The 12,544-nt window shown below is 33.3% G+C and carries 11 protein-coding genes; 9 read left to right on the top strand and 2 right to left on the bottom strand.

What is annotated here, in order from left to right:
- Nucleotides 1-3: 3 nt before the first annotated feature.
- Genes mreC through rodA form a run of 4 tightly spaced genes read left to right on the top strand, consistent with a single transcriptional unit; the run spans nucleotide 4 to nucleotide 4,560 of the window.
- Nucleotides 4-825, top strand: coding sequence for a rod shape-determining protein MreC (gene mreC / locus BLT80_RS06585; protein WP_092466763.1), 822 nt, complete (start codon nucleotides 4-6; stop codon nucleotides 823-825).
- The gene (mreD, locus tag BLT80_RS06580; protein ID WP_092466762.1) at nucleotides 818-1,324 is read left to right on the top strand and encodes a rod shape-determining protein MreD; all 507 of its coding nucleotides are present in this window, start codon (nucleotides 818-820) and stop codon (nucleotides 1,322-1,324) included. Before mreC ends, mreD begins: the two co-directional genes overlap by 8 nt.
- On the top strand, nucleotides 1,321-3,273 hold the full coding sequence (gene mrdA, locus BLT80_RS06575) for a penicillin-binding protein 2 (RefSeq protein ID WP_092466761.1): 1,953 nt from the start codon (nucleotides 1,321-1,323) through the stop codon (nucleotides 3,271-3,273). Before mreD ends, mrdA begins: the two co-directional genes overlap by 4 nt.
- Before the next feature lie 6 nt (nucleotides 3,274-3,279).
- Nucleotides 3,280-4,560, top strand: a complete 1,281-nt coding sequence (rodA, locus tag BLT80_RS06570; protein WP_092466760.1) for a rod shape-determining protein RodA — start codon at nucleotides 3,280-3,282, stop codon at nucleotides 4,558-4,560.
- A gap of 91 nt (nucleotides 4,561-4,651) precedes the next feature.
- Here rodA and BLT80_RS06565 read toward each other — a convergent pair whose 3' ends face one another.
- The gene (locus tag BLT80_RS06565) at nucleotides 4,652-7,285 is read right to left on the bottom strand and encodes a valine--tRNA ligase (RefSeq protein WP_092466759.1); all 2,634 of its coding nucleotides are present in this window, start codon (nucleotides 7,283-7,285) and stop codon (nucleotides 4,652-4,654) included.
- Between the two features lie 187 nt (nucleotides 7,286-7,472).
- Here BLT80_RS06565 and BLT80_RS06560 point away from each other — a divergent pair, with 187 nt between their 5' ends.
- The 5 genes from BLT80_RS06560 to BLT80_RS06540 all read left to right on the top strand — a co-directional run bounded on the left by BLT80_RS06560 (nucleotide 7,473) and on the right by BLT80_RS06540 (nucleotide 11,757).
- Nucleotides 7,473-7,898, top strand: coding sequence for a DUF1573 domain-containing protein (locus BLT80_RS06560; RefSeq protein ID WP_092466758.1), 426 nt, complete (start codon nucleotides 7,473-7,475; stop codon nucleotides 7,896-7,898).
- 121 nt (nucleotides 7,899-8,019) lie between these two features.
- Complete coding sequence (locus BLT80_RS06555) at nucleotides 8,020-9,210, top strand: pyridoxal phosphate-dependent aminotransferase (protein ID WP_092466757.1); 1,191 nt, start codon at nucleotides 8,020-8,022, stop codon at nucleotides 9,208-9,210.
- Nucleotides 9,210-10,223: a UDP-N-acetylmuramate dehydrogenase gene (gene murB, locus BLT80_RS06550; RefSeq protein ID WP_092466756.1), complete on the top strand. Its 1,014-nt coding sequence runs from the start codon at nucleotides 9,210-9,212 to the stop codon at nucleotides 10,221-10,223. The genes BLT80_RS06555 and murB overlap by 1 nt, the downstream gene beginning before the upstream one ends.
- Nucleotides 10,224-10,420: 197 nt before the next feature.
- Nucleotides 10,421-10,954 carry an RNA polymerase sigma factor gene (locus BLT80_RS06545; protein WP_092466755.1) on the top strand — a complete coding sequence of 178 codons (534 nt, stop codon included), beginning with the start codon at nucleotides 10,421-10,423 and terminating at the stop codon, nucleotides 10,952-10,954.
- A gap of 11 nt (nucleotides 10,955-10,965) precedes the next feature.
- Entirely contained in the window at nucleotides 10,966-11,757 is a 792-nt protein-coding gene (locus tag BLT80_RS06540; protein ID WP_092466754.1) for an anti-sigma factor, read from the top strand.
- Nucleotides 11,758-11,831: 74 nt separating this feature from the next.
- On the opposite strand, the gene aqpZ is transcribed toward BLT80_RS06540, so the two are convergent.
- Nucleotides 11,832-12,518, bottom strand: a complete 687-nt coding sequence (gene aqpZ, locus BLT80_RS06535; RefSeq protein WP_092466753.1) for an aquaporin Z — start codon at nucleotides 12,516-12,518, stop codon at nucleotides 11,832-11,834.
- Nucleotides 12,519-12,544: the final 26 nt, after the last annotated feature.

Here is a 12,544-nt window from a genome sequence, read left to right as displayed (position 1 = left end):
ATAATGCAACAAATTTTCAATTTTGTTATTAAAAACAAAACCTTTCTGTTGTTTTTATTGCTTTTTAGTATTGCTTTAGCTTTAACGATTCAATCGCATTCTTATCATAGGAGTAAATTCATAAATTCAGCCAATTTTTTAACTGGCGGAGTTTATGGTACAATGAATTCTGTAGATCAGTATTTTGATTTAAAAACTACCAATGACATTTTAACTGAAGAGAATAGACTCTTAAGAGAGCAGCTATTTAATACTAGCGTTACTAAAGACTCTTCATATATAGACAGCTCCTATACAAAGGGACAATATAGGATTACGATTGCTGACCTTTATAAAAACAGCTATTCTTCAACCAATAATATCCTCACCTTAAACAAAGGTAAAAACGATAGTATTAAGCAAGATTTTGGGGTTATGACTTCTAATGGTATTATTGGAATAATTGATAATACCTCTAACAATTATTCTACGGTATTATCTATTTTAAATGTCAAAAGCCAGATTAATGCTAAGATAAAATCTACCAATCATATTGGTTCTTTAACTTGGGATGGCAAATCACCGATTTATGTTCAGTTAGAAGATGTGTCTCAGTTTGCACCTATAAAAGTTGGGGACACCATTCAAACAGGTGGTGAATCTTCTATTTTCCCAAAAGGAATTGGTATTGGTACTATTACGAGTTTTGAAAGTGATATTAGTGGAGACACCTATACGATCCAAGTAAAATTGTTTAATGACATGACTAATATTGGAACCGTTTACATTTTAGAAAATTTAGACCGTGCAGAAATTCAATCTTTAGAAAAAAACATTGATGAATAGTATTGCTGGCATAAATATCGTCCGATTCGTTCTATTACTGCTGCTTCAGGTTGTAATATGCAATCATATTGATTTTCTAGGCTACATTAATCCTTACATTTATATCATTTTTATTTTTCTGTTTCCCATACGAGAGGACAGACTAGTCCTCCTTTTAGTTAGCTTTTTGTTAGGCATGATGGTGGATATATTCTCCGATTCTGGTGGAGTGCATGCAGCAGCAGCAGTTAGTTTGGCTTATGCAAGACCAATACTTTTAAAAAGCTCATTTGGAATGTTGTATGAGCATCAAACTATAAAGTTTAGTACTACGGATATTGGTAGTTTAATTACTTATATCTCATTAGGAACCGTAATTCACCATTTTATATTATTCTCACTAGAAATTTTTAACATTTCCAACATACTTTTAGTATTACAAAAGACGTTATTTTCTAGTATTTTCACAATACTACTTAGTGTATTGATTATAATTCTATTTAGCCGAAACCGAAAATGAGAAAGCTGCTATTATTAACAACTGTAATCCTTGTTGGTCTCGTTTTTATTGCGCGTTTATTTTATCTTCAAGTTTATGATAATGCGGTTTATGATATTTTTGAGGACAATGCCATAAGGAAAGAGTACAACTACCCTAAGCGTGGCTATGTGTATGACAGAAATGGAAAATTATTAGTCGCCAACCAACCCTCTTATGATGTTATGGTTATTCCGAGAGAGGTTGCTCCTTTAGACTCATTAGATATTGAAGAATTTTGCAGTCTTTTAAAAATAACGCGAGAAGATTACGATAAAAAATTAGAACGTGCAACTCACTATTCACCAAGACTACCCTCACCTTTTGTTCCCCAGCTTTCAAAAAAAGACTATGCGGTTCTTCAAGAAAAAATGAGAAAGTTTGAAGGTTTCTATATTCAAAAACGTTCTCTAAGGTCTTATCAAACAAGTATTGGCGCCAATGTACTAGGCGACCTTGGAGAGGTCAATCGTAGAACTATTGAAACTGACCCTTACTATACTTTAGGTGATCTAATTGGAAAACAAGGTATTGAAAAAACATACGAAGAAACCTTAAGAGGTGTTAAAGGGATAAAATTTATTCAAAAAGACCGATTTAATAAAAACATAGGCCCTTTTAAAGAAGGAACTCTTGATACTTTACCACAAGCCGGAAAAGATGTTACTATTACCATTGATTCAGATTTACAAGCTTATGGAGAATTATTAATGAAGCACAAAAGAGGAGGTATTGTGGCGATTGACCCAAGCAGCGGTGAAATTCTCGCTATGGTAACAGGACCTAGTTACAATCCCAATTTGTTAGTTGGTAGAGAGCGTAACAAAAATTTTTCAAGCTTATTCTTAGATAAAGTTAACAAACCCACTTTCGATAGAGGCTTACAAGCGCAATACCCTCCGGGTTCTCCTTTTAAAGTTATTAACGCCCTCATCGGCCTACAAGAAGGTGTTGTTACCATTGACGAAAAATTCACTTGTAGAATGGGTTATTATTATGGTAGTAGACGGTTAACGGGTTGTCACCATCACCGAAGTCCTATTGCCATGAATGGAGGTATTGCACAATCTTGCAATGCATATTTTGTAAATGTGTATCGCCGTATTGTCGATAAATATGATGATGCAGGAAAAGGCATGAACGTTTGGGCAAATCACGCTAAAAGTTTTGGCTTAGGAAATTTTTTAAACAATGATTTATCCGTCGGACAACCGGGTCGTATTCCTGATGGAGATTATTACGACAGACAGTACGGAGATAATCGTTGGGGATCTACCTATATTGTTTCTAATGCTATTGGACAAGGAGAGGTTGAAGCGACACCTATTCAATTGGCAAATATGGCTGCAGCTATCGGTAATCGAGGTTATTATTACACTCCACATATTATAAAGAATATTGAAGGCGAAACTATAGATAGCAAATACACGACTCCAAAGTATACAACTATTGACAAACAACACTTTGAACCCGTTGTACAAGGTATGTTTGATGTTTATAATGAAGGTACTGCAAAACACATAAAAATCCCAGGAATTGATATTTGCGGAAAAACGGGTACTGCAGAAAATTTCATAAGAATAGATAGCGTCAAAACTCAACTTACTGACCACTCTATATTTGTAGCGTTTGCCCCTAAAGATAACCCAAAGATTGCGATTGCTGTTTTTGTTGAAAACGGATATTGGGGAGGTCGATTTGCAGGAAGAATGGCAAGTTTAATGATAGAAAAATATATTAAAGGTCATATTACAAGAACAGATTTAGAAGATTGGATTTTAACCCATAGCCTAGAGGATGAATATAAAAAACCATATTCTGGTGAGAATTTCAAAATTAATGGAGAGGCTAAACTTCAGGTAATCGAAAATTATGCAACTGAAGAAAATTACCCAATTAAGACCGAAAATCCAATCGACATAAAATCGTAACCTTTCATGTTAAGAGAAAATCAAAGACATTTTAAGTTTGACTGGATTACCATCATTCTATTTTTATTATTGCTTGGTTTTGGGTACCTCAATATACTATCAGCTTCCCATGTTGGAGAAATCACAAGTTACTTCGACACCAGCCAACTTTACGGTAAACACCTTGTTTTCATAGGTCTAACCGCCCTACTCATCGTGTTAATTTTGTCTTTTGAAGCCAAGTTCTATGAACAGTTTGCAAGTATCCTTTATTTAATTGCGATGCTGGCCTTAATAGGACTTTTCATTTTTGGAAAAGATGTTAATGGGGCACGCTCATGGTATGGTATTGGTAGCATGACTATACAACCTAGCGAATTTGCGAAATTTGCGACTGCATTGGCTGTTGCTAAATATATTAGTGACCTCCAAACTAATATGACAACTGTAAAAGACCAGCTTAGAGTTGCTGCTATTATTTTTATTCCTGCCTTACTTATTTTACTTCAAAATGATGCAGGAAGCACCATCGTTTATTTAGCATTTTTCTTTGTTTTTTATCGTGAAGGCTTACAGCAAGTCTATTTAGTTATCGCTTTATCTTTGATAATCCTTGCTGTTTTAGGGTTAAAATTTGGGGTTCTAATAACAGCAATTGTAGTTGCTGTTATACTTACATGCGTATATTTCTTCAGAAAGAAAAAGAGAGGTTCAATTTTACAATATATCGTTGTCCTAATGGTCTCTATAGCTTTTTCTTACGGAGTAAAAGTGTTTTATGAACATGGACTAAAAGCACATCAGCAAAATAGAATTAGTCTTTGGTTGCGGTTAGAAAAAGATCCTGCCAAGCTAGAACGCATGAAAAAAGTAGAAGCTTATAACCTTATTCAATCAGAACAAGCCATAAGTTCTGGTGGTGTTTCAGGAAAAGGCTTTTTACAAGGCACAAGAACGACAGGTAAATTTGTACCAGAACAACATACCGATTATATTTTTAGCACTGTAGGTGAAGAATGGGGGTTTTTAGGCACAAGCTTTGTCGTCATCATATTTGTACTGCTAATTGTTAGAATTTTATACTTAGCTGAAGGTCAAAAATCACAATTTAGTCGTGTTTACGGCTATGGAGTAGCTTCTATTCTTTTTGTGCATTTCACCATTAATATCGGTATGGTGATGGGTTTAATACCTACTGTTGGTATTCCCCTGCCCTTTTTTAGTTATGGGGGCTCAGGGCTTTGGGGCTTTACTATTTTGTTATTTATCTTTGTAAAGTTAGACAGCAATAAGATTAATGAATGGTAAATAAAAAAGACCACTTTTTCCAGTAGTCCTTTTTTAATGATCTTCAAAACAAAAACCTACAAGGTTTTAGAAACCTTGCAGGTTATATAATTTACTTCAAACTCGCCAAACTAGCTTGTATGGTTTCAATCTTAGCCAATGCATCAGCTTCTTTTTGTTTTTCTGAAGCAACTACTTGTTCTGGTGCACCTGCAACAAAACGCTCATTAGATAATTTCTTTTGAACAGATTTCAAAAAGCCTTCGGTGTATTTTAATTCTTCTGTTAGCTTTTCAATTTCAGCTTCTATATCAATACTGCCTTCCATTGGAATAAAGTACTCATTCGATTTAACACGATACGTCAACGCACCTTCAACAGCTTCTGTAACATAATCGAAGCTCTCTAGATTTCCTAATTTTGAAATCACTTCATCAAACGTAGGATTTACATTTTCGTTATTTACTACAGAAAAACCAATCGCATCTTTAAAAGCAATATTTTTTTGCTTTCTAATGTTTCTTAATCCAGAAATGACTTCTGAAGCAAATTCAAATTCTGAAATCAAAGTTTCGTTAATTGGTTTTACTTCTGGCCATTTTGCGATAATTAAAGCTTCTTCTGGCGAACGTTCCTTAATATAATGCCAGATTTCTTCTGTTAAGAATGGCATGAATGGATGTAAAATCTTTAGGATATCTTCAAAAATAGCATTAACACTTTCTAATGTTTTGGCATCAATAGGTTGTTGATATGCTGGCTTTATAATCTCTAATAACCATGATGCAAAATCATCCCAAATTAACTTGTAAGTAGACATTAACGCATCACTTAATCTATACTTACTAAAATGATCTTCAATTTCTAAAATAGTTTTCTGAAATTTAGACTCAAACCATTCTAAAGCAATTTTGCTCGATTCTGGCTGACTTATTGTGTTATCAACTTCCCAACCTTGTACTAATCTAAAGGCATTCCAAATTTTGTTAGCGAACTGCTTTCCTTGCTGACACAAATCTTCATCAAACATTAAATCATTTCCAGCCGCTGAACTTAATAAAAGTCCAACTCTAACTCCATCTGCTCCGTAATCTTCAATTAACTTTAAAGCATCTGGTGAATTCCCTAAAGACTTCGACATTTTACGTCGTTGTTTATCTCTAACTAACCCCGTTAAGTAAACATTTTCAAAAGGTTTTTCATCTCTATATTCATAACCAGCAATTATCATACGTGCTACCCAGAAAAATAAAATATCTGGACCAGTCACTAAATCATTTGTTGGATAATAGTATTTTATTTCTTCGTTTTCAGGATTTCTAATACCATCAAACACGCTCATTGGCCACAACCATGATGAGAACCATGTGTCTAGTGCATCAGTATCTTGCTTTAAGTCATTAGTGGTTAGTTGTTGGTTGTTGGTTTTCTCTTTAGCTAAAACTAAAGCATCTTCCAAACTTTCAGCAACTACAAAATCTTCTTTTCCATCTCCATAGAAATATGCAGGGATTTGTTGTCCCCAAAGTAATTGACGTGAAATATTCCAATCGCGAATATTCTCCATCCAATGACGATACGTATTTTCAAACTTCTTAGGAAATAACTTTACATCTCCAGTTTTTAAAACAGCATCAATAGCAGGTTGTGCTAAATCTTCCATCTTTAAAAACCATTGATCACTCAATCTTGGTTCGATCACTGCTTTTGTACGTTCTGATGTTCCTACTTTATTGATATGGTTTTCAGTTTTCACTAAAATACCGGCCTCTTCTAATTCCTTTGTAATTGCCTTTCTAACGACAAAACGATCTTGACCTTCGTAATGCATTCCGAAGCTATTTAAACTGGCATCCGCATTAAAAATATCAACAACTTCTAATTGATGCTTATCACCTAAGACTTTATCATTTTCATCGTGTGCAGGTGTTACTTTTAAACATCCTGTACCAAATTCAACATCTACATATTCGTCTTCAATAATAGGAATGACACGTCCACAAATAGGAACAATCGCTTTCTTACCTTTTAAATGTGTAAAACGCTCATCATTTGGGTTAATACAAATAGCAGTATCTCCAAAAATGGTTTCTGGTCGTGTGGTTGCAATGGTTAACTTTTCATCGCTACCTTCAACTTTATATTCTAAATAATATAGTAAACCTTGTTTTTCAACATGAATTACTTCTTCATCAGATAAGGTTGTTTGTGCTTCAGGATCCCAATTCACCATTCGGTAGCCTCTATAAATAAGACCTTTGTTGTATAAATCTATAAAAACTTTAATTACAGCTTCAGACATATCGTCATCCATTGTAAACTTAGTTCTGTCCCAATCGCAAGAACATCCTAATTTCTTAAGTTGTTCTAGGATGACTCCACCGTATTCTTCTGTCCATTCCCAAGCATGTTCTAAAAATTCTTCTCTTGACAAATCATTTTTATCAATACCCTGTTCTTTAAGTTTCGCAACAACTTTAGCTTCTGTAGCAATTGAGGCGTGGTCTGTACCAGGTACCCAACATGCATTTTTGCCTAGCAAACGGGCACGACGAATTAAGACATCTTGAATCGTATTGTTCAACATATGTCCCATGTGTAATATCCCAGTAACGTTTGGTGGAGGGATTACAATGGTATAAGGTTCTCTTTCGTCTGGTTTAGAATGAAAGTATTTGTGCTCCATCCAGTAGTCGTACCACTTATTTTCTACTGAAGATGCATTATATTTAGATGGAATTTCCATGTTTTGGTATTGTTTTTGTAATAGAACTGTCAAAAGTACTTATAATTCCTTTTTCGAAAAATTATTAGCGTAACAATATAGGTTCAAAAGCCAAAATTTCTGTTAAATGGAGTGTATTACGTCTAATAAATTTTGTTAGGAATGAAAAAGTAACTAAGTTTGACTAATCAATTTTAAAATTAAAATGATGAAAAATTTAATAGTAGTATTATTTGTAGGATTAATGAGTTTTGGTTCTTATGCTCAGGAGAAGGTAGCAAAAATAGAATTTAAAACAGATGTTATAGATTACGGTACCATTGAAAAAGGTGCTGATGGAGTAAGAGTTTTTGAGTTTACCAATACAGGAGATGCTCCTTTAGTAATTTCTAATGTAAAATCGACTTGCGGTTGTACAGTTCCTAAAAAACCAGAAGGCCCAATTATGCCAGGTGAAACAGGTAAAATAGAAGTAAAATATGATACTAAAAGAGTTAACCCAATTAGAAAGACTATTACTGTTTTTTCTAATGCAGAAACTCCAACAGTAGCGCTTAAAATAAAAGGATTAGTAGTTGATTCTAATAAGACTAGCGTTTTAGAAAAGAAAAGTAAAAGTATGCTTGAGCAATAATCGAGCATCCATTTATAAATTTAAAGAAAAGAGCTTTCAAATTGAAAGCTCTTTTTTTATGCTTTTTTTACCTTTAAACTTTAAGAATTTTCAGAACTTAGCATTTTAAAACCACTACCAAATGCCATCAATATCAAATAAAGGCATCCAGATGCCAGAATCTCCAATTAGAAAATTGGTACCATATGCTGAAGAAGCACAAAAAAAAGGAAAAAACATCTACTACCTTAATATAGGTCAGCCAGATATAAAAACACCGCAAGTAGCATTAGATGCTATAAAAAATACGACAATTGAAACTTTAGCATATAGTAGATCTGAAGGAGCTGAGAGTTATAGAATAAAGATTGCCGACTATTACAAACGCAATTCAATAGAAGTTTCGCACAATGATATTATTGTAACTACAGGAGGAAGTGAAGCGCTTTTATTTGCTTTTGGAAGTATTATGGACGAAGGTGATGAAATCATCATTCCAGAACCATTTTATGCCAATTACAATGGATTTTCAACTGCTTCTGGAGTGAATGTAGTTCCTGTAATTTCTAAAATTGAAGATAATTTCGCATTACCACCAATTGAAGAATTTGAGAAATTAATTACACCAAAGACTAAAGCTATTTTAATATGTAATCCAGGTAATCCTACAGGGTATTTATATTCAAAAGAAGAAATAAAACAACTTGCCGCTATTGTAAAAAAACACGATTTATTTTTAATCGCTGACGAAGTTTATAGAGAATTTGTTTACGATGGTGTAGAGCATTATTCTATTTTACAAGAACCTGGTTTAGAAGAACATGCTATTGTGATTGATTCCGTTTCTAAACGCTACAGTATGTGTGGTGCACGTATTGGCTATTTAGTGTCGAAGAATAAAGACTTTATAAAAACAGCCTTAAAGTTTGCACAAGCAAGATTGAGCCCGCCTACTCTAGCACAAATAGCGAGTGAAGCTGCATTAGATACACCTCAAAGTTATTTTGATGATGTAAAAGAAGAATATGTAAAGCGTAGAAATACACTAATTGAAGCATTAGAAAAAATTGAAGGAGTTAAGGTAGCGACTCCAAGTGGTGCCTTTTATTGCATAGCAGAATTACCTGTAAAAAATTCAGATAATTTTGCGAAATGGCTTTTAGAATCCTTTGATTACAATAACGATACTGTAATGGTAGCACCTGCTGCAGGTTTTTATTCGACTCCCGGAGTTGGCTTAAACCAAATCCGTATTGCTTATGTTTTAAATAGCGAAAGTTTAAAAATTGCCGTTAAAATCTTAGAAGAAGCATTAAAAGTATATAAAGACTAATGACTATTATTAACAATGCTTCCTTAAAATCATTTAATACTTTTGGTATAGATGCTAAAGCGCAATCCTATTGTGACATTAGCGCTATTGAAGACCTTAAATCTGTTTTAAAAGAACATCATAAAACTCCTTTATTTGTTTTAGGTGGAGGAAGCAATATGTTGTTAACTAAAGATATTGAAGCCTTAGTTCTTCACATTAATTTAAAAGGTATTGAAATCATTAGTGAAACTGAACACTCAGTTATTATAAAAGCCATGGCTGGTGAAAACTGGCATAACTTTGTGCTTTGGTGTTTAGAGCACAATTTTGGAGGTATTGAAAACTTATCATTAATTCCTGGTAATATTGGAACCGCTCCTATTCAAAACATTGGTGCTTATGGAGTTGAGCTTAAAGATGTCTTTATAAGTTGTGAAGCTTTAAAAATAGACGACCAATCTAAAAGAACATTCTTAAAATCTGATTGTAATTTTGGTTATAGAGAATCTATTTTTAAACAAGACCTTAAGGGACAATATATCATTACAAGTGTTAATCTTGAACTCACTAAAAACAGCCATATATTGCACACAGACTATGGAGTTATTAGAAATGAACTAGATGCTAATGATATTAAAGAACCATCGATTCGAGATATTTCAGACGCCGTAATTGCTATTAGACAAAGTAAATTACCAGATCCGAAAGAGATCGGTAATAGTGGCAGTTTTTTTAAGAATCCTATTATTTCAGCTGAAGAATTTATTGAATTAGAAGCCAACTTTCCAGATGTACCTTCTTATAAAATATCAGACGAGGCTATTAAAATACCTGCTGGATGGCTCATTGAAAAAGCCGGATTTAAAGGCAAACGTTTTAACGATTATGGTGTTCATAATAAACAGGCCTTAGTTTTGGTTAATTATGGCAATGCAAGTGGGAAAGAAATTTTTGAATTGGCACAATTAATTCAAAAGACAGTGAAACGATTATTTAATATTAGTATAGAAACTGAAGTGAATATTATATAAAGCAAAAGTCACAATTAGAATTGTGACTTTTGAATTTAGAATAATTTTTATTTGAAAATGCTATTAATCAACCTCTTATGAAGATAAAATCATTCTAAGACTTTATATTGAGCACCTTTAAGGTGTATTTAATTATATTTACGTTCAGAAATTTGCTTTGGACGTTTTAACCATCTAAAAAAAAAGATTTTAACACTTTGAGTATAACACCTACAGAACAAAAGATTATTGATTATCTCCAACAAGGAGATAAACGTGCTTTGAATTTGCTTTATGAAAACTATTCTAATAGTCTTTATGGTGTTATCTTAAAAATAACAGTAAATGAAGAAGTTGCTCAAGATGCTTTACAAGAAACCTTTGTTAAGGTATGGAAAAACGCTTCAAAATACGATTCATCTAAAGCTAAACTCTTTACATGGCTGTTTCGTATTGCACGTAATACAGCCATAGACAAACTGCGAAGTTTTAATAATCGGTACCATAAAGAAGTCCAAATTGAAACATCCAACGTATATATCTTACCAACAACAAATTTTAACCAAGATGTCATGGACATCAAAGAACATGTTGGAAGACTAGAAGAAAAATATCAAATTGTGTTAGATGCCTTGTTTTTTCAAGGAATGACACAACAAGAAGCTAGCGACGAATTAGACATTCCGCTTGGCACAATTAAATCTAGATTAAAAATAGGATTGCGAGAACTGAAAAAGGTTTACAATCCCTAAATTATTTGATCATGGAAAAAAAACTACAAAACTTTTTAAATTCTGACCTACTTAATAAGTACTTGGTCGGAGACATTTCTTTGGAAGAATCTAAAGAAGTAGAACTCTTTATTTCTAAGTATCCTGAAGCAGCGCAAGCTTATGAAAAACTTCAAGATAATTTAGAAATTGTTGCGAAAGCGGGTGCTGTTGACGCACCTAATTATATTATAGGAGATATTTTAGACTCTTTAGAACAAACTAATGACTCTAAAGTAATTCAATTAACACCAACAAAAAGAACCCCTTGGTACAGTATTGCAGCTAGTGCAGCAGCCATATTATTTGCAGCAACGTCGTTTATGCTTTATCAAAAAAATATTGATTTAAATAGTGAAAACAATGTTGTTGTTGAAGAAATTTTTGACTTACGAAGTGACATAGAGAGCAACAACTCTAAATTAGACGAGCTATCTAGAGAATTATTAAAACTTAATAATCCAGATTCTAGAAAGTATGTTATTAATGGTAATGACCGTGCTAAAAATTTAAAAACGGTAGCATATATTAATCCGGTAGAGAAAACGTCTATGATTGATGTTATTACCTTACCTCAATTACCAAAAGAGCAGCAATATCAAATTTGGGCTGAGTTGCAAGACAGAATGGTTAACTTGGGTATTTTAGATGAATCTGATCGTAAGTTAAAGCAAATTCCGTACATGGAAGATGCCTTAGCACTTAGTATTAAAATTGGTACTAAAGGAGACAACGCTAACGAAAATGATACCGAAGTTGCAGAAATTTCTTTAAAAGAAAAGTAAATAAGGTTAATTAATCCAAAAAAGAGGAGCAATTTAAATTGCTCCTCTTTTTTTATATCTAAAATTTAGAGAGTCTACCCTTTTTCAAAAAATGATTTATGAATTATTCCACCAATTATAGCACCCACAATTGGAGCCACCCAAAACAACCATACTTGTGATAAATACGCTCCATCAGCAAATATAGCCTGACTTAAAGATCTTGCAGGATTCACAGAAGTATTTGTAATTGGAATACTAATTAAGTGAATTAAAGTTAATGCCAATCCAATAGCTATTGGAGCAAACCCTTTAGGAGCTCTAAAATTTGTACTTCCTAAAATAACAATTAAAAAGAAGGCTGTTAAAACCATCTCAGCAACTAAAGCAGACATCATATTATAACCTCCTGGCGATAAATCATCATAGCCATTAGCAGCAAACCCTCCTACTCCATCAAAACCAGCCTTACCAGAAACGATAAGATATAACACACCAGCTGCAGCAACAGCACCTATAACTTGGGCTAAAATATAACCTAATAAATCTTTAGCTTCAAACTTTCCACCAGCCCAAAGACCAATAGATACAGCAGGATTAAAATGACCACCAGAAATGTGACCAACAGCAAATGCCATAGTTAATACGGTAAGACCAAATGCCAAAGCCACACCTAGAAATCCGATTCCTAATTCAGGAAATCCAGCAGCAAATATTGCACTACCACAACCTCCAAATACAAGCCAAAATGTTCCGAAGAACTCTGCGAATAATTTTTTCATAATTCTTTAATTAATTAGTTAATAAA

The organism is Winogradskyella thalassocola, from assembly GCF_900099995.1.
In the GTDB taxonomy this organism is placed as follows: Bacteria; Bacteroidota; Bacteroidia; order Flavobacteriales; family Flavobacteriaceae; genus Winogradskyella; species Winogradskyella thalassocola.
This window is presented reverse-complemented; position numbering and strand designations above follow the sequence as displayed.

What these genes read in the sequence shown, in the direction of transcription:
- mreC (WP_092466763.1), top strand. Translation starts at nt 4, where the DNA reads ATGCAACAAATTTTCAATTTTGTTATTAAAAACAAAACCTTTCTGTTG.
- mreD (WP_092466762.1), top strand. Translation starts at nt 818, where the DNA reads ATGAATAGTATTGCTGGCATAAATATCGTCCGATTCGTTCTATTACTG.
- mrdA (WP_092466761.1), top strand. Translation starts at nt 1,321, where the DNA reads ATGAGAAAGCTGCTATTATTAACAACTGTAATCCTTGTTGGTCTCGTT.
- rodA (WP_092466760.1), top strand. Translation starts at nt 3,280, where the DNA reads ATGTTAAGAGAAAATCAAAGACATTTTAAGTTTGACTGGATTACCATC.
- BLT80_RS06565 (WP_092466759.1), bottom strand. Translation starts at nt 7,285, where the DNA reads ATGGAAATTCCATCTAAATATAATGCATCTTCAGTAGAAAATAAGTGG.
- BLT80_RS06560 (WP_092466758.1), top strand. Translation starts at nt 7,473, where the DNA reads ATGAAAAATTTAATAGTAGTATTATTTGTAGGATTAATGAGTTTTGGT.
- BLT80_RS06555 (WP_092466757.1), top strand. Translation starts at nt 8,020, where the DNA reads ATGCCATCAATATCAAATAAAGGCATCCAGATGCCAGAATCTCCAATT.
- murB (WP_092466756.1), top strand. Translation starts at nt 9,210, where the DNA reads ATGACTATTATTAACAATGCTTCCTTAAAATCATTTAATACTTTTGGT.
- BLT80_RS06540 (WP_092466754.1), top strand. Translation starts at nt 10,966, where the DNA reads ATGGAAAAAAAACTACAAAACTTTTTAAATTCTGACCTACTTAATAAG.
- aqpZ (WP_092466753.1), bottom strand. Translation starts at nt 12,518, where the DNA reads ATGAAAAAATTATTCGCAGAGTTCTTCGGAACATTTTGGCTTGTATTT.